Genomic DNA, 21,355 nt, shown 5'->3' on the forward strand with positions numbered 1-21,355 from the left:
CTTTGTTTATGAGAGATCTGCCCCCGACCGCGACCTTGCGGGCTTTCGAAGTATCCACCCGGCACCCGACTTTCACCGCCGCCGCGCAGGAACTGCATGTAACCCAGAGCGCGGTCAGCCATCAGCTGCGGCATCTGGAAGAACTTTGGGGCCTGCAGCTGTTTGAACGGGGCAAGTCGTTACGCCTTACGCCTGCGGGCGCTACCTTGGCGCCGATTGTGCGCGAGTTCTTTATGAGCCTTGAGGCGACGCTGGCCGACTTGCGTGAGCAAAAGGGCAGGGTCCGGCTCAGCGTCAGCACGACCTATTCCTTTGCTTTGAAATGGTTGCTGCCACGCTTGCCGAGCCTGGCCCGCCAGCACCCGGAACTGTTGGTGTCGCTGGACACCACGGACAAGGTCATCCATTTCGCCAGCAGCGAAGCCGATGTCGCGATCCGCTTGGGCAAGGGCAACTATCCCGGTCTGTATTCACAGTTTTTGTTCGGTGAGCAGGTTTTCCCGGTGGCCAGCCCCGAACTGCTGCAACGCGTCGGAATGCCGAGCAGTCCCGCCGATTTGTTGCAGTTGCCGCTGCTGGCTCGTGACGGCGCCGAACTGGCGCCGAAATGGGAAGCGTGGTTCCAGTCCGTCGGGCTGGCATTTTTGCCGCTACGGGAAAGCGTCAGGTTTGGCGATACCAATATGACGGTGGAGGCGGCTTTGCTCGGCCATGGCATTGCCCTGGTACGCAGCGGGCATGTCGAGAAGGAAATCGGCGATGGCCGTCTGGTGCGGCTGTTCGATGTGCCTTTTCAGTCACCGCTCGCCTATTACTTCGTTTGCCCCAAGGGCGTTGAGACGCAGCCGCACATTGAGAGTTTTCGCGAGTGGTTGCTCGGTGAGGCGCTCAAAGTGCAAGGCGGGCAGGTTTGAGGCATGAAGAATCGCTCATGGTGCAATGAGGAGCCTTCTCTGTAATCCGGCCGTTCGGGCTGCCTAAAATGGCCAATGCCTACTCATCTCGTCCTCCTTGTCCTGTTCGCCGCGCTGCTGCACGCCGGCTGGAATGCATTGCTGCGCGGCGGTGCCGATCGGCTCTGGTCGATGACGGTGATGTGCGTTGCAATCGCCATAGTCTGTGCAGTTGCCGCGATGTTCATGGTGGCGCCTGCGCCTCAGAGCTGGGGGTATGCGCTGCTGTCGGCATTGCTGCACGTTGGCTACAACCTGTTTCTGGTGCGCAGTTACCGGGTCGGCGATCTGGGACAGATTTATCCGATTTCGCGCGGTTCATCACCCGCGTTGATTACGCTCGGCGCCGCGTTGTTTGCCGGCGAAACCATCACCCCGGGCGAAATGCTCGGTATTGCGCTGGTGTCAGGCGGCATCATTTCGCTGGCTTTCCGGGGACGCAGCCTGTCAGTGCCCAGCCTGCCTTACGCATTGGGAACCGGTTGCTTTATCGCGGCTTATAGCGTGGTCGACGGCATTGGCGCGCGGCTGTCCGGTGCGCCGCTGGCCTACACGGTGTGGATGAGTGCCTTGTGGGGCGTGCTGATGCCGGTGGTCTACATCGGTCTGCGCGATGCCCGCAGCCTGTTTTCGATTCGGCCCGGTATGTTCGCTGCGGCAATGGGCGGGCTGGTTTCTCTGCTTGCCTACGCAATCGTTATCTACGCGATGAACGAAGCCCCGCTGGGCGCGGTGTCAGCCCTGCGTGAAACCAGCGTGCTGTTCGCGGCGTTGCTTGGCTACCTGTTCCTCGGTGAAACACTTACCGTCCGCCGGATGCTGGCCTGTGTGGTGATCGCCAGCGGCGCGATCATCATCGGCTGACTCGGCATCATCTGCTAAGGAGTAGTTTCATGGTTAACGTCTCGCAAGCTCCGCTGATTCTGATCACGGGTGGCAGTCGTGGAGTAGGCGCCGCCACCGCCCGACTCGCCGCTGCACAAGGCTACGACGTCGCGATCAGTTACGTTGCCAATGAGTCCGCCGCGTTGACGGTGGCGGCAGATGTCGAAGCGCTGGGGCGCAAGGCGTTGGCGATGCGCGCCGACAGTGCCGATCCCGAGCAGGTCGCGAGTCTTTTTACCGCGATCGACCGCACGTTCGGGCGCATCGATGTCCTGGTCAATAACGCTGGCGTGCTGGCGCAACAGTCACGCCTGGAGGACCTGGGCTTCGCCCGCATGCAACGCATCTTTGCGGTCAATGCTCTCGGGCCGATACTGTGCGCCCAACAGGCCGTGAAGCGCATGTCCCTGCGGCACGGCGGTGCGGGCGGCGTGGTGATCAATGTGTCGTCGGCCTCGGCGCGTCTGGGCAGTCCGAATGAATATGTCGACTACGCAGCATCGAAAGGCGCACTGGAAACGTTCACCATCGGGTTCGCCAAAGAGGTGGCCCGTGAGGGCATTCGCGTCAACTGTATCCGCCCGGGGCACATCTATACCGACATGCACGCCAGCGGCGGCGAGCCGGGGCGGGTCGATCGGGTCAAGGACTCGATCCCGATGGGGCGTGGCGGGCAGCCGGAGGAAGTGGCGCGGGCCATTTTGTGGCTGGCTGGTGCAGAGGCATCATTTGTTACCGGTACATTCCTCGACGTAACGGGTGGTAAATGAGTCAGAGGCACGGATCGTCGACTCCTTGCGCTCGACTTCAAGTAATCGCGGGCTGCCTCGCCTTGCGACTCAAGCCCGGTGTCCTGCCCGTAATGCGCTTGAATGCACGACTGAACGCAGCCTGGGAGGTATAACCCAAACGCTGCGCCACCTCTTCGATCGGCAGCCTTTCGAGCGTCAGCCACTGGCTTGCAAGCCGCATCCGCAGTTCGGTCACGTAGCGCAGTGGAGTCATGCCAATCGTGACCTGGAAGCGCTCCGCAAATACAGAGCGCGAGGTATTGCAATGCTCTGCCAACTGCGCAACGGTCCATTCGCGGCCCGGTTGTTGGTGGAGCGCAAGCAATGCACCGGCCAAGCGTGGATCGCGTAAGGCGGCGATCAGCCCGGAAGCATTGCCGCAGGCGCACTCCACCCAGCCGCGAACGACCATGGCGGCCACCACGTCGGCCAACCGCGCGAGGATACCGGCGAAGCCGACACGGGCGGCGCTGACCTCCCGTTCCATAGTGGTCAGGATCGGCACCAGCCCGGGGTAACGCTGGCCACCGGCATCAATCAGCATCAGGCCAGGCATCAGCCGGCCAAGGCCATGGATACTGCCCAGTTCGAACTCCATGCAACCACTGAACAAAAGAGTGCTCGGCGTTGGGCTGGCATCGGCTCCGGTATCCACCGCGCTGACGGTGTCACCCAAGGTTTCGCCGTCTAGACCGTCGATGTCTTGAACAGGCGCGTCCGGATGGGAAAACAGTTGATGAGCCGCGCCATGGGAGATGAACACGGCGTTGCCGGCAGACAGCGCGTACCTGTTGCCGTCCTCCATTCGCAATTCCGCATTGCCGACGGCCATAAAGTGGAACCAGGCGTGCCCAGGTTTTTCCGCGAAGCTCAATCCGAACGTTGGACCCGCCTGGATACGCCGGTATTCAACGCCTCGCAGGCGCATGCCACGCAACAGCTCGTTGATGAGGTCCGAGGAAAGAGCAAACTGGTCTGCAGACATCGTTCAGGGGTTTTGATCAAAAAGTAGAGACTTTGGATCATAGATCATCCAGTTTTCAGCGCCTAGACTCGGCTCGCAATGAACATTGGGAGATCCGTGCAATGAATGACTGTGTATGTAACGCCGTATCCGACCGCCATTGCGGCGTCGGTGCGGATGTAGAGCCTGCGACGCCCGCGTGGATGGCCGTCTTCTCATTGGCAATGGGTGTGTTCGGGTTACTCACCGCTGAGTACCTTCCCGCGAGTTTGTTGACGCTGATGGCTACCGAACTGGGAGTGTCCGAAGCGCTGGCTGGCCAGGCGGTGACGGTAACAGCCGTGGTGGCGCTGTTCGCTGGCTTGTTGGTGCCAGGTCTGACCCGCAGCATCGACCGACGTTGGGTGTTGCTGGGCTTTTCCACGTTGATGGTCGCCTCGAATCTGTTGGTCGCCGTTTCTTCCAGCTTCGTGGTGCTGTTGTTGATGCGCATCTTGCTGGGTATTGCCCTTGGCGGGTTCTGGAGCATGGCGGCAGCGGTAGCGATGCGCCTGGTGCCGAATGCTCTGTTGCCTCGGGCGTTGTCGATCATTTTCAGCGGCATAGCCATAGGGACGGTCGTGGCAGTGCCGCTGGGCAGTTATCTGGGTGGATTATATGGTTGGCGCAGCGCGTTCCTGGCAGCGGCGGCGGTAGGCATGGTGACCCTGGCTTTCCAGTCGCTCACTCTGCCGCGCCTCGCGCCGCGCCGGCCGGCAAGACTGCGCACCGTTCTGGAGGTATTGCTGCGCCCGGGCATCGCCATGGGCATGTTCGGTTGTGTACTGGTGCACAGCGGGCACTTTGCGATGTTCACTTATGTTCGGCCATTCCTTGAAGGGACTACCGGCATCGGCCCGCAAGGGTTGTCGCTGATGCTGCTGGGGTTCGGTGTGGCGAACTTCGTCGGCACGTTGTTAGCCGGGAGGCTGCTGGAGCGCTACCCGCTGGCCACTCTGGTGTTGATGCCCGCGCTGGTCGGCGTCGCAGCATTGGCGTTGGTGCTGTTGCCGGCGTCGGTGCCGGGGCAGGCGGTATTGCTGGCGATCTGGGGTCTGGCCTTTGGTGGTGTGCCGGTGGCGTGGTCGAACTGGGTCGCCAATGCGGTACCTGATCAGGCGGAAAGCGCCGGAGGCATGGTGGTGGCCTCTGTGCAGTCCGCTATCGCAACAGGCGCGGCCGCTGGCGGTGCGGTATTCAGCCTCGGTGGCAGCGCAGGCGTATTCGTCGCAGCGGCCGCGCTGATGCTACTGGCCGCGTTGCTGATTGCGCTGCGGGTCCGCGTCCCTTCTGGCCATGACGTTCGCCAGGCCAAACCCGCGTTGCACCTTTGATCCGGTTTGCCAAACCGTTTCGAACGCGTTCGTAATCAGGAGATACAACAGAATACGATGTCTCACGGAGCGATTTATGGAATCTTGATACCCAACGCATTCAACGATGGCGTATCCATCCGGCCATTCACGGTCAGCCCACTGTCCATCTGAAAGGCCATCAACGCACCACGTGTCGCCTTGCCCATCACCCCATCAATGGTGCCTTGGTAATACTGGCGCACCATCAGCGCGGTCTGCACACGGGTGACCAGGTTGCTTTTCTGCTCATTGGTCGCGCGGCTCTTTGAAGTGCTCGAACTTGTCCCGCTGGTAGTGCCAGACGACTGATAAAGGCTGTTGCTGCTTGACGTGCTGCTCGAAGCACTCGGCGCGCTGTAGCTTCGGGTACTGGTAGCGGGTGGGCTGTAGTAGCGAGGTGCGCTATAGCCACTCGAGCCGCTGTAGTGAGAACTGTGCGAACTGTGGGATCGGTGCGAACTGTGCGAGCGATGTGCCGCATAGATGTTGACGGTGTCTGGCGCATTGAGCGTATCGGCAAATACCGGGGGCTGTAGCTTGTCTTTGGGTTGCCAGTTCGCATCGGCGAGCGACAGATGGCCCGCCTGTGCCAGGGTGGTACCTGCCATTGGCAGCAAGCTGATCCCACTGATCAGGACTTTCCAGCGGTCGAGCAATTTCACTGTGCACTCCTTGCATAGGCGCTAAAGGCCTCGGTCGATAGTAGTTGGACGCCGCGGCTCTGCCAGCGGTCAGTGTGGGATCTGAAGAAGCCAGAGCAATGTTTGACGGCAGCGCATTGCTGGCAGGTATCGATGAACAGGTTCTTCCAGTCCGAGATGCTTTGGCGGGCGAAACGCGAGAGGTGGGCCGGGATCAGGCACAGGGGCAAGTTGTAGATCGAAACCGGCCCTCCGCGGTTGAACAGGAAATACACGGCCTGGCTCAACGACTCTTGATAGTCCAGCGGGTCAACCCATAGTTCTTCGTAGTTCTTCCTGGCCAGGCCGGTACTTTCGATACCCATCAGCGCAACATGCCGCACGAAGGGCAGGTTCCTGAACACGTAGTGGGCGAGTTCGGGCAAGCGTGGCGTGGTCAGGCGATTGAGCACCACGCGTATCTCGATGATCTGGTTTGCGCGCGCCAGGTTGTAAAGACCTTGCAGGGTTTCGCTGAACGCGCCTGGAGCCTGCACCACATGGTCATGGTCTTCGGCATTGTCGGCATACAGCGGGATGCCCCAGCTCAACTGAGGGTGGCCGATGGCAGAGAGCGCTGCGATCCAGCTCGGGTCTTGGAACAGACGCCCGTTGCTGAGCACATGAATGGGTTTCTGCGGCAAAACGGCTTTGCACTTGGCCAGGATTTCGAGCAGGCCGTCGCGATAAAGCGTTGGTTCTCCGCCGCTGATTCCCAGATTTTCCTCGCCCGGGTCCATCAGGTCGATCAGCCGTAGGTTCTCCTCGATGTGCCAACGGTCATCGATATCTTTGGGCGGCTGCGAGCACATCAGACAGAGGCTATTGCAACGATCGGTCATGAACAGCAGGTTGCTGTCTGAGCCTCGTCGATAGAGCACTCGCACCATCGCGTTGCCTGGTGTGATGGCAATGACATCGCCGGGCTGCACGACATCCGCATCTTTAGGGGTGTGCAGGTGTGGCCGCGCGCTGTCGAAGTCGCCAATCAATGGCTCCGGGATCAGGAATCCACCCACTGGTAATGAGAGCAGATGCGGGTTCCGTAGCCGTTCTTCGTTTGGCAGCCAAAGCAGCAGGTCACCGAACTCAGCGCTTCCGGCACAAACAGCCAGGCCTTGTTCGATGAACTCATCCAGAGTGATGACCTTGAGCAGTTTCGGCTCATTCAGGTGATGGATTTCGAAGTGGGTATCTTTGCGCAGCATCGCCATCAGCCCCTGTAACCCGGGAACCGGACATCGTTGTAAGAGCGCCTGTTCAACCAAGACAGCAACACTCTCTGCACGTTGTCGTCGCCATCGCAAAGCAGGCCGAAAAGATGCTTCAGCAGCCCCATGTTCTTCTTGCAGAAGCTGCTGAACACTCGGTGTCCGATCGGGTCAGCTTGGCGGGCATAGTGTTCGACGGGATCAGCACCACAGTACGGGACAAGTGCGCAATCGGAGCAGCCCGGCAGCGCCTCTGCTACACCACTGGCGAGCAACGCATTCATAACGGGCGATGCGAGTAATTCAGACAAGGGTTGCTGCACGGTGCCGAGCCTCAAGCCGTCTTCACCCATCTCCAGCAACATTCGGGCTTCGTCCGAGGGATAGACGTAACCATCATAGTTGTAGACCAGCGCCGCAGTGCCTGCGCCAGTGGGGGAGCGCAGGTCTACATAGCCGGAGGAGAAGGGTGTCAGGATATTCTTCAGCAACAAGCTCGTATAACTCTCTGAGAGGTATACGCCCTGTTGGTTGATATGCAGCAAATAGGCCAGCGCCTTCTTGTAGAAGGCCAGGTATCGCTCAATAGGGTAATCAAGTCGATGGGCACTCTTGGTGGCAAACCCATAAGGGCTCAGAGGCCGAAGCGAGATGCTGGAGAAGCCCTGGCTTACATACTCATCGATGATCGCTTCAGGTTGTTCGAGGCTTCTTGAAGTCAGCGTGGTCAGCGCGGAAACTGCATCATGGCCAAGGCGCTCACGGACCCACTGGATGCCTTTTACAGTGCGTTCGTAGGAGTCTCGTGACGGGGTAGGGCGGTTGGCATTGTGCAAGGGCGCCGGCCCATCGAGCGAGGTCGAAAACTGGATGCGATTTTGTTCTGCGAAATCGAGTATTTCCTCCGTCAGGTGGTGCAGCGTGGTGGTGATGACGAACTGGATATCCCGTTGTTCGACCACGTTCCGTTCAACGACCCATTCGACAATCTGGCGGACGCGCTCGAAGGCCAGAAGCGGCTCGCCACCCTGAAACTCCACAGTCAGGGCGGGAGCGTTCGATTCGAACAGGCGATCGACCGCCGCCAGTGCATCCGCTTCCGACAGGTCGTGGCCGGATCCTCCCAGAGGGGCCCGCGACACCTGGCAGTACAGGCAGGTGTGGTTGCAGCGCAATGTAACCACGAACAAGTGCAGTACAGGGCCCTGGAAGATGAAGTCCTTGCGGCTGCGATACTGCGCGGCCATTTCCGGGAACGGGTCGTGGCGGCCTGGTTCGTAGATGAAGTGGCGGGCCAGCAGGTCCTTGTAAAAAGGCGTACTTGCTTGAACGTCGAAGTAACTGAGGGCTCGTAATTGCGCGTCGTTCACGTGCATGTACTCACCGGTATCGGAGGTGAGTAGGATGTCACGGTCATGTCCCGTGTTCATGCGCATGAAACGAAAAGGCAGCAAGCGGTAGTGCTTGGCGTCTGTCGCAATCAGTGTCACTGCGAAACCCCACATCCAGCGAGCGCGGCTCGGGCCAGGACTTCGCGCAGCCCTGCTGTTTCGCGGTTGATATGGTCGCGGAGGGCGAAGTCGTTCAGATGCTGAAGGATCAGCGAGTGAGCCTGCTCCGGGGAAAGCGTTAGCCTTGCTTCAGCGGGGTGGGCCGTGAGGCTTATCTGATTGGCTTCAATACCGACCTGGATCGTGACAGTGTCGGCCAGGGAATAAGCGGCGCGTTGCACCACGCTGAGCGGGTAGGCTGCGTTGTCGAGTTTCAGCGTGACTGGCCATGTCATCGGAACCGGTCCTTCAAATCCGTTGGGAACGTGTGGATATTGCCGGTTTCCGAGGCATTGTGCCATCATAATTTTTTACATTTGCACGCATTTGTCCAGCGTGGTGGGTGGTGCGCTAACTACGGCTCGGAATGATACGGGGTAGGGTCGAGGGTTCATATCTCCCTCAGTCAACCCATCCTCATCTATAGCCTGCTTGGCCTTCAGGCTGGGGGCATCCTTTTCAACCCATCCAAAGCATGTCCTCAGATATGCCCCCAATGTAGCAATCCATTGGAAGTGAATGGAGCTCCATGGTTTGTGGAAAGGCAGAAATGATCAGCCGAACAGCCTATCAGGCGGCGCCTAAAGACTATCCGGATCCCCGAAAAACATCTGAATCCGCGACCGTAACCAGCGCTCACCCGGATCGTTGTCCTGCGACCCACGCCAGGCCATGTGCAGTTCAAACGTGCGCGTCGGCAACGGTGGATCTTCCGCGCGAAGACCACCAGCCGCCGTCAGTGCTTCCGCTGTGTAATCGGGGACGGTCGCGACGATGTCGGTGCCCGCCAGCAGCGTACCCAGTCCATTGAACTGCGGCACCGCCAGGACCACATGCCGTTTACGTTCGAGTTTTTCCAGTTCTTCATCGACGAAACCACTGAGATCGCCGGCAAACGACACCAGCGCATGCGGTCGGGCGCAGTAATCGTCCAGGCTCAGTGGGCCCGGCACAGTATCGGCGCGCAGCAACTTGGGGGCGCTGCGGCGCAGGACCTTGCGTTTGGCGTTGGCCGGCAGGTCGGTGGTGTAGCTGACGCCGATGGAGATTTCGCCGGAGGCGAGCAGGCCGGGCATCAGGATGTAGTTGACGCGACGCACCACCAGCACGATGCCAGGCGCCTCGGCGCGCAGGCGCTTGAGCAGCATCGGCAGCAATGCGAATTCCACGTCGTCCGACAGGCCGATGCGGAATACCGAAGTGCTGGTGGCCGGGTCGAATTCCGCTGCACGGCTGACGGCCGTCGAAATCGAGTCCAGGGCCGGGGAGAGCAGGGCGAAGATTTCCACCGCGCGGGCGGAAGGCTCCATGCTGCGCCCGGTGCGCACGAACAAGGGATCGTCGAACAGGCCGCGCAGGCGTGAAAGCGCCGCGCTGATCGCCGGCTGGCCGAGAAACAGCTTTTCCGCCGCACGGGTCACGCTGCGCTCGTGCATCAGCGTTTCGAACACGATCAACAGGTTGAGGTCGACACGACGCAGGTCATTACGATTCATCTGGAGTCCTGGCAGAGTCATCAAGCTTGACGAGAGCGACCATATGAGAACAATGGCCGGCATGAATCTTACGGGGAAAGGCTGGTACTCTGCACCGGGTAATTCAGCTTTACTGAGAAGGCGGCAGCAGATTTTTCATGGATTTTTTCAATGCTGGCCATGCTGCGGAATCAATGACAGGCATGTCGACTATTAATAGCCACTGATAGTCTTGGCTGGAAAGCCCAGATAGAGTTCAGGGCATTAGAGGTTACTTTGACGAGGTTTGCGATGTCCCGCACGATCCGTTTTCACAAGTTTGGTCCGGCCGAGGTGCTCAAATGCGAAGAGCATGCGGCTGCTCAGCCAGGTCCTGGCGAAGTGCAGGTGCGTGTCGAGGCAATCGGCATCAGCTGGTATGACACGCTGTGGCGCCAGAATCTGGCGTCGTCACAGGCGCGTCTGCCTTCAGGCCTGGGTCATGAAATGGCTGGCGTGGTCACGGCCATCGGCGACGGCGTCGAAGATCTGGCCGTGGGCGACAAGGTGGCCAGCTTCCCGGCCGAGAGCCCCAATGATTATCCGGTCTACGGCGAACTGATCGTTCTGCCGCGCACCGCGCTGACCCGTTATCCGGACGTGCTCAGCCCGATTGAAGCCAGCGTGCATTACACGCCGCTGTTGATCGCCTATTTCGGTTACGTCGATCTGGCACGGGTCAAGCCCGGACAGTTCGCCCTGGTGACCGACGCCAGCCACTGTGCCGGTCCGTCCTTCGTCCAGTTGGGCAAGGCGCTGGGTGTGCGGGTGATTGCCGCTACCAAAACGGCGGAAGAGCGTGAGTACCTGCTGTCGCTCGGTGCCGAGAAAGTGATCGTCACCGAAGAAGAAGACCTGTTGATGCGAATCAACAAGATCACCGACAACCGGGGTGTCGACGTGGTGTTCGACGGGCTCGGCGGGCCACAGATGTCGCTGCTCGGTGATGTGCTGGCGCCCCGTGGCAGCCTGGTGCTGTACGGCTTGCAGGGCGGCAACCAGACGCCGTTCCCGGCCTGTGCGGCGTTCCAGAAGAACATTCAGTTCTTCGTGCACTGCATCGGCAACTTCACCGGCAAGCCAGAGCTGGGCATCATCCAGGACCACGTCGCCTTGCAACGTGCCTTGCGTGATATCAACCAGCTCACCGCCGACCGTGTGCTGCTTCCGCTCAAGACCCGGGTGTTTCCGTTCAACGAGTTTGTCGAAGCTCACCGCTACATGGACGAGTGCCCATGCCGCGAGCGGGTTGCCCTGCAAATCGAAACTGCCTGACCTTCCAATTAGAGTCCGTGGCCCCACGGACTCTTGTGCGTTTTCTCCTTCAGACATCGAGAAACCCTGGGCCAGACGCCTGGGGCTGTTCAGCAACTGAACTGGTTTTTGCTCTCGATCTGTATCTTCTAATTGCCCTTAAGACCCTGATAATTGAATGACTACTTTCATCTCAAGGAATGAGCTATGTCTGTGCATTCTATTTGCTCCGTGCAATATCAATCAGCTGTTTATCATCGCGCCTCAAACTTTTGTTTAATGTTTGTAGGGGCGCTATGTAATCCCTTCTTTTTTTCTTGTGCTCATCGTGCGCAGGGGCTTGTAAGAAGTTTCCTAGGAAAACTCACTTTCTCGAAGAGCCCAGCTACGACGGGGCTTTCGGTCATGCTGCTCGCAAATCCGAGACGCCGCGCGCTCAACTGTTTCAAATAACTACGAAAACTTAAGTGTTAGCATTTCAGCGTCTATTAATTAATGAAGAATGATTGTGCGTTCGCCATTCGTGGCCGCGCGATATAAACCTTTGATACCGGGTGAAGTACTGATGAGCACGATCCATGATCAGGCAATGAATTATGTCTACCAGCAAGTATTGCAACGCCTGCTGAGTTTCTTTTCACGTGCCGAACGCACGGCATTGCAGCTGTTGATCCAGCGCCTGGCGGTTGCTGCGGGGGGGATGGAGCGCATCGGTGAATTCAAGGTATTGGTGACTCAATCCGGTACCCGTGATTGCTGTTACAGCCTGGCCCTGTTACGCGCCGCCCAGTTGAGCATCGCCGGCCGTGCGCCCGCCACATTTCAGTTGCGGGTCGCCACCCTGCGTTGCAATGGCGTACCGGATTCCGCACTGCACAACATGCATCGCAGCTTCAGTGCTCTGTTCCTGCATGACGACCCAAGGGTCGAGCTTCTGATGGTGGATCATCGCGAGATCCTGCCTTTCAACCATCTGGCGCCTGTCAGCGATGAGGGGCGAGAGGCCGGCAGACTCAATCTGCTGATGGTGGGTCATCGTCGTGGACGGGATGAGGAGCTGACACTGTGGGACGACCTGTATCTGACCACTTCCGAGTTCTACGGCCAGGTTGCCCGCTGGAACAACGGTGTCGACGCCTTGATCAGCAGCGACAACGCGCGCCGTCAGGAGCAGTTTATCGACGGTCTCGACCGGGCGGTGCGCAAGGCCGGCATTGGCGAGCTGGTGCGAAGGGGAGTGGGGTTCGATGAACTGTTCGGATTGCTCGATAGCATCGGTGGCGATTGTTATCGCGAGCTCTATTCCGAGGAAGACCGGGTGCCATGGCGGCCGCAGGGTGAGTTCGAGGCCTGTCGCCGCACCAGCTATATCGGCATCGACGATATGGTGGTCGGCAAGATGGAGGAGCGCTGGCCTTTGCTCAGCGATTTTCTTGGGTTCCAAGCCGATGAACTGATGTTTGAAGCGCGTGCCGGTGAATGTAACGACCCCTTGCTCGGTGCCTACCTGAAGGGGCTGCAAGCCAGTTACACGGAAGGCCGCAGTTACGAGGCCGGTGTATCGGACTATCTGCAGCAATGCCTGGCGATGATGCGCCGCCGGAACACGCCTGAACAGGTTTGCGAACGCTTCATATCCCGGTTCGGCAATCTGTCCGATCTGGACGGGCAGCGGTCGCTGGCTGCGGCGGCGCTGCAAAAGAATTTCGGCCTCAACGAGGCACAGGTGGTTTGTCTGTTGTTCGCGCCCTTCATCGATGCCGGCGCCGGCCTTGAACGATTCTTGCGCACTTGCCATCCGGGCATGCTGGTCGCCATGCCCGATCTGCACCGTGCCATGCAGGGCCTGCACGCGCCAGAGCAGGTTTTGCAATGGATGACCGATGTCAGCGGTTTACCCCTGCGACTGATCTGTCGGTTGTATGCAATGGATGCTATCCGGATGGGTGAGCCTTTCGCCAAAACGCAGGAATTGCCCGAGCACGAGGTCACTGCGAGTGATCGTTCGGCGGAAGGTTGAATGTGATCTTGCTGCCCGGCCACGGGGAAGTATCTACGGGCACCGGCTCATGAATGAGTCGCAAACCTCCGATTTTGCCTATCAGGCGGTCTACCGCTACCTGACCCAACTGATCAGCGAACCGGGCAATCAGGGAGCCATTCGATTGCCATCGTTGAGGCAATTGGCCGAACGGTTGAACGTATCGATCTCGACCGTTCAGTACGCCTACGCGCTGCTGGAGAGAGAAGGCCGGGTCTATTCCGTGGCCAAGTCCGGATACTTTGCACAGGCGACATCGACGGTCATGCCGCCAGGACGCGGCAGTGATTTGCTGGAAACGGTCTACGTCAATGCCAGATGCGCTGGCATGCAGGTACTGAGTGCCGATGAGCCGGCGTTGGTTCAGCCCCTGGATCGTCCCTTGCTGACGCTCGAGCGAGAGCTGCTGCGTCAGTATCCCCAGCACTTGCAGACGCCCGCCCAGCCTTGCGGCGAATTGGAGCTGCGCACGTTGCTGGCGGCCCGCTACACCTCGTCGGCGACACATTGCTGGCACGCCGAAGATGTCTATATCGGTGCCGATCTGAGAGGGGTGCTGGAAATCCTGATCGTAGTTCTCGGGCTGCGCCACTCAACCGTAGTCGTCGAGTCGCCGTGTGACTGGATGATCCTGCGCTTGCTTAAGTCTGCCGAAGTCCGGGTCATTGAACTCCCGATTCAGCCAGACGGGGCGCTCGATCTGCAGACACTGCAGAGGCTGCTCGAAACCGAGCGGGTGCGGCTGATCCTGTTGTCCTCGAAACTGAACATGCCCCACGGCAGCCGTCACCCTCCGGACAGTCGCCAAGCCGTGGCACAACTTCTTGCAAATCATGGCACCTGGGTTCTGGAGAACGACTGTCATGGCGAGTTGCTGGACGACGATGACGGTGAGCCACTGCGCGAGCTGGTGGATCCCGACCGGCTGTTGATCTTTTCCATGTTCGAAAAAATCATCGGGGTTGAAGCCCCCTATGGGTTTGTCCTGTCGCGACAATGGCGCGCCGATTTACAGCGTCACTTCCTGTTGCGTTCGTTTCGCCTTTCACCGATCCGGCAAAAGGCCATCGCCCGACTCTATGGAAGCGGGCGGGTCGACCAGCACTTGCCGGTGCTCAAGCGCATACTCAGGGAGCGTCGGACGCGATGGATCGAGCTGATACATGAACGCCTCGGCGACATTGTGCAGATCATCGAACCCCGGGGCGGTGCAACGATCTGGCTGCATTCTGCGCGCCCGATCACCATGGATGCCGTGTTTCAGCGGCTACTTAAACAACACGTGCTGATTGCACCCGGAGAGCTGTTCAGCCTCCAGGGGCTGCACGCGCAGAACCTGCGTCTGAGTGTGACCGGCAGCGCCGAACTCGAGTTGTTAAGACTTGTCGGATTGCTTGGGGATGCGTTACGACTGGCTCCGCGGGCGGATGTTCGAAAACACCCGGTCTGTGTGCAATAGACCCCATCGCACTCCGGACAAACTGCCAGTAAACTCCCTTGTAATTTCTTGAACCACTCTATTTCAGAGGTTTTGCATGACACTCAGTCCTTTTGCGGGCAAACCGGCACCGGCAGAATTGTTGGTCGACATCCCGCGACTGGTTACGGCGTATTACACCGGTCAACCCGACGCCTCGGTTTCCACCCAGCGCGTGGCGTTCGGCACCTCCGGGCACCGGGGCAGTTCCTTTGATTTGAGTTTCAACGAGTGGCACGTTCTGGCCATCAGCCAGGCGATCTGCCTGTATCGCGAAGCCCAGGGCATCACCGGGCCGCTGTTCGTCGGCATCGATACCCACGCGCTGTCGACTCCGGCAGGGGCCAGCGCCCTGGAAGTACTGGCCGCCAACGGTGTGACCGTGATGATCGCCGAAGGTGATGAATACACGCCGACCCCGGCGGTTTCTCACGCCATTCTTTGCTACAACCGTGGTCGCACCACGGGTCTTGCCGACGGCATCGTCATCACCCCGTCGCACAACCCGCCTCAAAGCGGTGGCTACAAGTACAACCCAACCAACGGTGGCCCGGCCGACACCCACATCACCAAGTGGATCGAAGCCAAGGCCAACGAACTGCTGGCCAATAAACTGGCCGGCGTCAAACGCATCAGCTACGAGCAGGCGCTCAAAGCCAGCACCACCCATCGCCACGACTACGTGAACACCTACGTGGCCGATCTGATCAACGTCATCGACTTTGATGCCATTCGCGGCGCCAAACTGCGCTTGGGCGTCGATCCGCTGGGCGGAGCAGGGGTGCGCTACTGGTCGGCGATTGCCGAGCACTATCGTCTGGACCTGGACGTGGTGAACAAGGAAGTCGATTCGACGTTCCGTTTCATGACCGTCGACTGGGACGGGCAGATTCGCATGGACCCATCGTCCAGCCATGCCATGCAAGGTCTGATCGGTCTGAAAGAGCGCTTTGACGTGGCCTTCGCCTGTGATCCGGATCATGACCGCCATGGCATCGTCACACCGTCCGGCGGTTTGCTGGCACCGAACAACTACCTGGCCGTGTCGATCGACTACCTGTTCCAGAACCGTCCACAATGGCGCGCCGATGCAGCCGTGGGTAAAACCGTGGTCAGCAGCGGTCTGATCGATCGCGTGGCCAAGCGACTGGGCCGTCGTCTCTACGAAGTGCCGGTCGGTTTCAAATGGTTCGCTGACGGTCTGTTCGACGGTTCGCTGGGGTTTGGCGGCGAAGAAAGCGCTGGCGCCTCGTTCCTGCGCAAGGACGGCGGTGTCTGGAGCACCGACAAAGACGGCCTGATTCCAGCCCTGCTGGCCGCTGAAATGACTGCCCGCACCGGCCGCGACCCAAGCCAGGCCTACCGTGCACTGACCGAGGAGCTGGGCGAGCCGTTCTCGGTGCGAGTCGATGCCAAGGCCAACCCGGAGCAGAAGGCCCTGCTGAGCAAGCTGTCGCCGGAGCAGGTCACCTCGACCGAACTGGCGGGTGAGAAGATCCAGAGCATTCTCAGCAAGGCTCCGGGTAACGATCAGGCCATTGGCGGTCTGAAAGTGATGACCGAAAACGGCTGGTTCGCTGCGCGTCCGTCGGGTACTGAAGACATCTACAAGATCTACGCCGAAAGCTTCATCGGCGACGACCACCTCAAGCAACTGGTGGCCGAAGCGCAAACCCTGGTAGACGGTGCGATCAGCACCCAGTAAATCCAGACAACGGAAAAGGGCGACCCTGAGGTCGCCCTTTTTTTGCCCCGCGATTCGCCTATCAGGCCAGATCCACCAACACGATCTCGCTGTCTTCCAGCGCCGTGACGGTCAGCACTTGTTCATCAGCCACCGCCACACCGTCTCGAGCTTGTGCGCGCAAGCCGTTGACTTCAATGACGCCCGTCGCCGGAACCAGATACGCGCGACGTCCTGCATCGAGGCGATATTCAGCGGTTTCCCCGGCCTTGATATTGGCCGCCACCAGGCGTGCGTCGGCGCGGATGCGCAGGCTCTGATCGTCGCCAGTCTTGCCGCTGGCGAGGGTTACGAAACCTTCGCGGTCGCCTTTCGGGAACGGTTTGGCGCCCCATGACGGTGGTGCGCCGGTTTCGGTCGGCAGAATCCAGATCTGGAAAATCTTGGTGTCCGTGGCTTCCAGGTTGTATTCGCTGTGGGCGATCCCGGTGCCGGCGCTCATCACTTGCACGTCGCCAGCCTCGGTGCGGCCCTTGTTGCCCAGGTTGTCCTGGTGGCTGATCGCACCTTCACGCACATAAGTGATGATTTCCATGTCGCGGTGCGGGTGGGTAGGGAAGCCCGTGCCGGCGGCAATGATGTCGTCATTCCATACACGCAGGTTGCCCCAGCTCATGCGTTGCGGATCGTAGTACTCGGCGAACGAAAAATGGTGATGGGCATCCAACCAGCCGTGATGGGCGCCGCCCAGCGAGCTGAAAGGTCTGAGTTCAAGCATGATCGTCTCCTCAAAAGGTTCGTCATGGGGCGTGATGCCTGAGCCACGAAGCGAGACCGGTGATTGATGGCAGCCATCATCTATCAGTCAACCATCGAGAAAAAGCGTAAAAACTGCGGCATTCCAATCGAATCAATTGATATTTAAAAAGCTCGAAACCGTCTCATCTCACCTTCAATTCATCGCCTAAACCAATGACCTGTAAGCATTTCACTAGAACAAAAAAGCAAATGCAGACACCATAGCCCTCAACAGCCTCACATCCGGAGTCCGTCAGCGTGGCGCAACACACCCCCGATCTTCCTCCCGAACTTCGTCCCTTGGCCGAGATGCCCTGGTTCAAACGCCTGGCGGCGCGTTTCCTTGGCCACGGTCTGACGCAACTACGCGCCCAACACCGTGCCTCGTGGCTGCACGGTCAGGCTGACGGCTTTCGCAGCGGACATACCGCCGGCGTGGATTACGGGTACAAGGAAGGCAAGGCTGACGGGCTGGAAGAGGGGCGCCAGGTCTTGTTGATCCGCGACAGCCGCAATACCGAGCATCGCCCGCCGGGCATCGACAATCACCTGTTCGACGACTGGCGCCTGCCGCTCAGCGCAGAACTGAAGAAGCGCATGAAAGCCGACGTCGCGCGTCTGCTGCCTGCGCACGCCCAGCCGAGCGCGGCGCAATGGAAGATGATTTTCAGCGATACGCCGTCAACATCAGTGATTGCCGGGGCCGGAGCCGGCAAGTCGACCACGCTGGTGTTGCGGATCCTGCTGCTGACTCACTACCTGGGCTTCGAGCTCGATTCGATGACCGTGGTGACCTTCACCCGCGAGTCGCGCAAGGATTTCATCAGCAAACTGATCGAACTGTTTGCGTTATGGGACCGGGTACTCAGTCAGAAAGCTGCGAAGGATCTGGTGCGCACTTTCCACTCGCGGATCTTGCCGATGGTTCGCAGTCTGCCCGGATTCGAGCGCTTGCAGGCATTCGAAAACCTCAGCCACCGCGCGCCGGGTGCAGATGAAGACGTCGACAGCAATCCGTTCGATCTGCGTATCAACGACGCGCAGCGTCAGCAGCTCAACGCCTGTTACCACCGTCTCTACAAAGAAGATCCGCGCTTTGCGCAACTGATCCAGCCGCTGTCCCGGCACGCCTTGCAGCTTAAAGAGCTGGAACGCGATCACCCGGACGTGCAAAAACGCGTCGCTGTGACAGAACTGGCGGCCCGTCGCGATGAAGAGCTGTGCGACATGATCGAAGACATGTGGCTGCGTGCGGGCGCCTGGCCGATCAAGGGCATCGAACCGAGCCGCCAGACATTCGAAATCAACGGCGCATCGTTCCATTGCCATGGTTACATTCCGAGCCTGGATGCCTGGGTCGTGTTGGGTTTCGATCCTCGGGAAAACTCGCAGGTTTGCCGTCCCAACGCCAAGCTGACGGTTCGTGCAGAGTGGGCAGTCAAGCGCACCCTGTTTCAAGCTTTCTGCCGTAAGCCGTTGATATGGCTTGATAGTTACGAATCATCCAGACGTGTATTGGCCACGCTGGCGGGCGATGCCAGCGCCGGCCCGGGCTTCGATTACAAGGTCAAAGGCGAGCTGGCATCCGCGCCGTTGCTCGATTGTTTTGTCGCTGCCGCAGGCTTCATCGAGAACCTGGGCCTGGATGTTCCGGACGCCGTTGGCCGCATGAATTTCGCCAAGGACGATCCGGACCGGTTTTTCTTCGAAGCTTTAAGCCTGTTCTGGCGAGCGCTGGAAGATCACTTGCTGGATCAGAAGCCGCCGGTCATGACCTACAACCGGATGTTTGCCCTGTTCAGCGAGCACTCACCGGAAAACTTCAAATTGCTCAGCGATGAACTGCTGCGGCCAATGTCGCACCTGATGATCGATGAGTTTCAGGATGTCTCACCGCAAATCGTCTCGTGGATTCGTGCCAGCCTCTCGGAAATCCGCAGTCGTGGCCCGGCCATGCACGTCGGACGAGGTGCGCAGCGATCGTCGCTGCTTTGCGTGGGCGATGACTGGCAATCGATCTATGGCTGGCGCGGCAGTTCGCCGAGCTATTTCATGGAGTTCAACAAGGAATTCCCGTCGCCGAGCACGACGCGGGTGATGCTCAGCGACAACTATCGCAGCCATCAGCACATCATCGACGCGGCAGAACACATCGTCCGGGCAGCGCCGGCGATCCCGGGCAAGAAGGCCAAGGCCAGCGGCGAGGAGAGGCCGTTGCAGCCAGTCAACGTGCTGGAACGCGACGATCAGGCACTCGGCCAGCGCCTGGCGGAACACTACCGAAAGGGCGATTCAATCCTGATGCTCTATCGAAAAAGCAGCGATAAGTTACTGATAGAACAGCATATTCAGTCAGTAGTTAATGTTGATTCGAGCTTGCCGTACGAGTCCCGTCGCCTGAAACAACTGACGTATCACAGCGCAAAAGGTCTGCAGGCCGACGCGGTTTTCCTGCTGGGTGACTGCCAGCATCTGACCAGCTCACCGTACAAGAATCAGGTGTACCGCATGGCCGGACTGGGCAAGGCCGGCGACAGCGAACCGTACGACAGCGCGCAAAAAGACGAAATCCTGCGCCTGGCTTACGTCGGCATCACTCGCGCGGTCAGCCATTGCTACTGGTATGTCGAGCCTCAAGACACTCAGGCGGTCAACATGCCTCGGGCTTCGGACCGGATTGCCAAAGGCAAACCGTTCTTCGTCGATCATCGTCCGGAAAAGAAAATGGCCTGAATCCAATGCCCATGAAAAAGCCCGCACAAGGCGGGCTTTTTTATTCTAAATCAGCCAGTTACGCGTAACTCTTGAGAGATTCCGGAGGAATGAAAGCCTCCAGTTCGTCCTCGACGGCTTCGATTATTCGCTCCACATCCGCCGCGTTCATCACCGTGGCACAGGGGATGCCGGCGATGGCAATCAAGGTTTCGCCGCTGGCCCGATCGAACAGGCGAGCGACCAGACTGCCAGGCGCATCCATGGTCGCCTCGAAACCCATGGGATGAAAATGCCAGCGCATCAGCTGGCAGGCATTGGGGAACGTGACTTTGCTTGACCCTTTGATCATGTGTTGCCCGCCTTCTTCATCGAGCGCTTCCGTTTGCTCATGGTAGGTGGGAAGAGCCTTCATTGGCTCAACCGGTGACTGCCTTTAAAAGTAGCATCTGAATGTGAAATTCCTGTGAGAATTTTCAGTTCATTTAGCGATCGCGAGGATTCTTTTGATGTAAGTCACGATCCACCCCAATCGTCGCCAAAATGCCATCACCACCGGTTGTTGAAGCAGCGCCGGAAGTTGGGCAAGCTCGGTTCTTTTTCCAAGAGTCTCTTATGCACTCCGATGATGACGGCCCGGATCAGAGCCAGGCTACGGCCGAGACGGTCATGCGCTATCACCTGTGCTGGAAACACCGGGACCTGGATGGCGTGATGGCGCTGTACCACCCGGACATCCAGTACAACGATTTTTTCCAGAACCGCGTGCTCGGCCTCGACGAGTTGCGCGAGTACGTTCGGGTCAGCATGCCCCGCGAGTCCGACGAAGCGCTGGAGCATTGCGACCGCATCCGTATCGACGGCAGCACCGCCTTCATTCAATACGAAGTGACGTTACGCGGCGGTAACGGACTGGTGTCGTTTCGTTCCAGTGAAGCGATCACGGTCAAGGACGGGCGGATCTGGCGGGTCAACGAATATGCATCGTTGGTGCGTGAGCAGGCTGAAAGTCCGACGACAACCCGCCAGCGTCCGGCGGTGAGTCGCCTGGGCCTGTCGCCGCGCCAGTTGAGCTTCATGGCCGATGACCTGCAGCAGTATTTTCAGCGTCAGCAGCCTTATCTCGACCCCGAACTCGACCTGCAACGGGTGGCGAAGGAGTGCGGGTACAGCCGCAACCAGATTTCGTACCTGTTGAATCAGGTGCTGGGGCAGAGCTTCTACCGTTACGTCAATCAGGCGCGTCTGCAACATCTATTGCAGTCGCTGGACAACGCTACGCCGCCACTGCGCATCGACGAACTGGCGTTTGCCGCCGGGTTCAATTCACTGTCGGCTTTCTATAGCTGCTTTCGCCAGCACACAGGGCAGTCGCCAAAAGCTTATGCGAAGCAAATTTCTTTGCGGACACGCGCGCAAGACAATCTCTGAGTCCAGCCACTAGGAT

The 21,355-nt window shown here is 59.2% G+C and carries 18 protein-coding genes; 10 read left to right on the plus strand and 8 right to left on the minus strand.

Annotated features, from left to right (window positions below):
* Nucleotides 1-8 precede the first annotated feature (8 nt).
* The 3 genes from gcvA (at nucleotide 9) to K3819_RS14735 (ending at nucleotide 2,608) form a co-directional block, all read left to right on the plus strand.
* Complete coding sequence (gcvA, locus tag K3819_RS14725) at nucleotides 9-914, plus strand: transcriptional regulator GcvA (protein WP_221397305.1); 906 nt, start codon at nucleotides 9-11, stop codon at nucleotides 912-914.
* A 75-nt stretch (nucleotides 915-989) separates the two neighbouring features.
* Complete coding sequence (locus K3819_RS14730; protein ID WP_064596476.1) at nucleotides 990-1,817, plus strand: EamA family transporter; 828 nt, start codon at nucleotides 990-992, stop codon at nucleotides 1,815-1,817.
* 29 nt (nucleotides 1,818-1,846) lie between these two features.
* Nucleotides 1,847-2,608, plus strand: coding sequence for an SDR family oxidoreductase (locus tag K3819_RS14735; protein WP_221397306.1), 762 nt, complete (start codon nucleotides 1,847-1,849; stop codon nucleotides 2,606-2,608).
* Nucleotides 2,609-2,645: 37 nt separating this feature from the next.
* Here the strand turns inward: K3819_RS14735 and K3819_RS14740 are convergent, their stop codons facing one another.
* Complete coding sequence (locus K3819_RS14740) at nucleotides 2,646-3,614, minus strand: AraC family transcriptional regulator (RefSeq protein WP_221397307.1); 969 nt, start codon at nucleotides 3,612-3,614, stop codon at nucleotides 2,646-2,648.
* 101 nt (nucleotides 3,615-3,715) lie between these two features.
* Here K3819_RS14740 and K3819_RS14745 point away from each other — a divergent pair, with 101 nt between their 5' ends.
* Nucleotides 3,716-4,966: an MFS transporter gene (locus tag K3819_RS14745; RefSeq protein ID WP_221397308.1), complete on the plus strand. Its 1,251-nt coding sequence runs from the start codon at nucleotides 3,716-3,718 to the stop codon at nucleotides 4,964-4,966.
* Between the two features lie 74 nt (nucleotides 4,967-5,040).
* Here the strand turns inward: K3819_RS14745 and hxsA are convergent, their stop codons facing one another.
* The 5 genes from hxsA to K3819_RS14770 all read right to left on the minus strand — a co-directional run bounded on the left by hxsA (nucleotide 5,041) and on the right by K3819_RS14770 (nucleotide 9,924).
* Nucleotides 5,041-5,649 carry a His-Xaa-Ser repeat protein HxsA gene (gene hxsA, locus K3819_RS14750; RefSeq protein WP_221397309.1) on the minus strand — a complete coding sequence of 203 codons (609 nt, stop codon included), beginning with the start codon at nucleotides 5,647-5,649 and terminating at the stop codon, nucleotides 5,041-5,043.
* Nucleotides 5,646-6,881, minus strand: coding sequence for a His-Xaa-Ser system radical SAM maturase HxsC (gene hxsC, locus K3819_RS14755; RefSeq protein WP_221397310.1), 1,236 nt, complete (start codon nucleotides 6,879-6,881; stop codon nucleotides 5,646-5,648). The genes hxsA and hxsC overlap by 4 nt, the downstream gene beginning before the upstream one ends.
* Nucleotides 6,881-8,368, minus strand: coding sequence for a His-Xaa-Ser system radical SAM maturase HxsB (hxsB, locus tag K3819_RS14760; RefSeq protein WP_221397311.1), 1,488 nt, complete (start codon nucleotides 8,366-8,368; stop codon nucleotides 6,881-6,883). Before hxsB ends, hxsC begins: the two co-directional genes overlap by 1 nt.
* Nucleotides 8,365-8,664, minus strand: a complete 300-nt coding sequence (gene hxsD, locus K3819_RS14765) for a His-Xaa-Ser system protein HxsD (protein WP_221397312.1) — start codon at nucleotides 8,662-8,664, stop codon at nucleotides 8,365-8,367. Before hxsD ends, hxsB begins: the two co-directional genes overlap by 4 nt.
* Before the next feature lie 345 nt (nucleotides 8,665-9,009).
* On the minus strand, nucleotides 9,010-9,924 hold the full coding sequence (locus tag K3819_RS14770; RefSeq protein ID WP_074690647.1) for a LysR family transcriptional regulator: 915 nt from the start codon (nucleotides 9,922-9,924) through the stop codon (nucleotides 9,010-9,012).
* Nucleotides 9,925-10,194: 270 nt separating this feature from the next.
* On the opposite strand from K3819_RS14770, the gene K3819_RS14775 reads away from it, so the two are divergent.
* From K3819_RS14775 to pgm, 4 genes are all read left to right on the plus strand, one after another.
* A complete protein-coding gene (locus K3819_RS14775) occupies nucleotides 10,195-11,217 on the plus strand; it encodes a zinc-dependent alcohol dehydrogenase family protein (RefSeq protein WP_064381679.1) in 1,023 nt (340 codons plus the stop codon).
* A 544-nt stretch (nucleotides 11,218-11,761) separates the two neighbouring features.
* On the plus strand, nucleotides 11,762-13,216 hold the full coding sequence (locus tag K3819_RS14780) for a hypothetical protein (protein WP_221397313.1): 1,455 nt from the start codon (nucleotides 11,762-11,764) through the stop codon (nucleotides 13,214-13,216).
* 49 nt (nucleotides 13,217-13,265) lie between these two features.
* Nucleotides 13,266-14,696, plus strand: a complete 1,431-nt coding sequence (locus K3819_RS14785) for a PLP-dependent aminotransferase family protein (protein ID WP_221397314.1) — start codon at nucleotides 13,266-13,268, stop codon at nucleotides 14,694-14,696.
* 76 nt (nucleotides 14,697-14,772) lie between these two features.
* Entirely contained in the window at nucleotides 14,773-16,419 is a 1,647-nt protein-coding gene (gene pgm / locus K3819_RS14790) for a phosphoglucomutase (alpha-D-glucose-1,6-bisphosphate-dependent) (RefSeq protein WP_085610259.1), read from the plus strand.
* Between the two features lie 61 nt (nucleotides 16,420-16,480).
* Here pgm and K3819_RS14795 read toward each other — a convergent pair whose 3' ends face one another.
* The gene (locus K3819_RS14795) at nucleotides 16,481-17,176 is read right to left on the minus strand and encodes a pirin family protein (protein ID WP_085610260.1); all 696 of its coding nucleotides are present in this window, start codon (nucleotides 17,174-17,176) and stop codon (nucleotides 16,481-16,483) included.
* Between the two features lie 278 nt (nucleotides 17,177-17,454).
* Here K3819_RS14795 and K3819_RS14800 point away from each other — a divergent pair, with 278 nt between their 5' ends.
* On the plus strand, nucleotides 17,455-19,929 hold the full coding sequence (locus K3819_RS14800; protein ID WP_221397315.1) for a UvrD-helicase domain-containing protein: 2,475 nt from the start codon (nucleotides 17,455-17,457) through the stop codon (nucleotides 19,927-19,929).
* A gap of 58 nt (nucleotides 19,930-19,987) precedes the next feature.
* On the opposite strand, the gene K3819_RS14805 is transcribed toward K3819_RS14800, so the two are convergent.
* Nucleotides 19,988-20,260, minus strand: coding sequence for a DUF1652 domain-containing protein (locus K3819_RS14805; protein WP_085610669.1), 273 nt, complete (start codon nucleotides 20,258-20,260; stop codon nucleotides 19,988-19,990).
* Between the two features lie 263 nt (nucleotides 20,261-20,523).
* Between K3819_RS14805 and K3819_RS14810 the strand changes: the two genes are divergently transcribed.
* Nucleotides 20,524-21,339, plus strand: coding sequence for an AraC family transcriptional regulator (locus tag K3819_RS14810; RefSeq protein WP_221397316.1), 816 nt, complete (start codon nucleotides 20,524-20,526; stop codon nucleotides 21,337-21,339).
* The last annotated feature ends 16 nt before the right edge of the window (nucleotides 21,340-21,355 follow it).

It is taken from the genome of Pseudomonas sp. 3-2, assembly GCF_019710535.1.
Taxonomy (GTDB): domain Bacteria; phylum Pseudomonadota; class Gammaproteobacteria; order Pseudomonadales; family Pseudomonadaceae; genus Aquipseudomonas; species Aquipseudomonas pharyngis.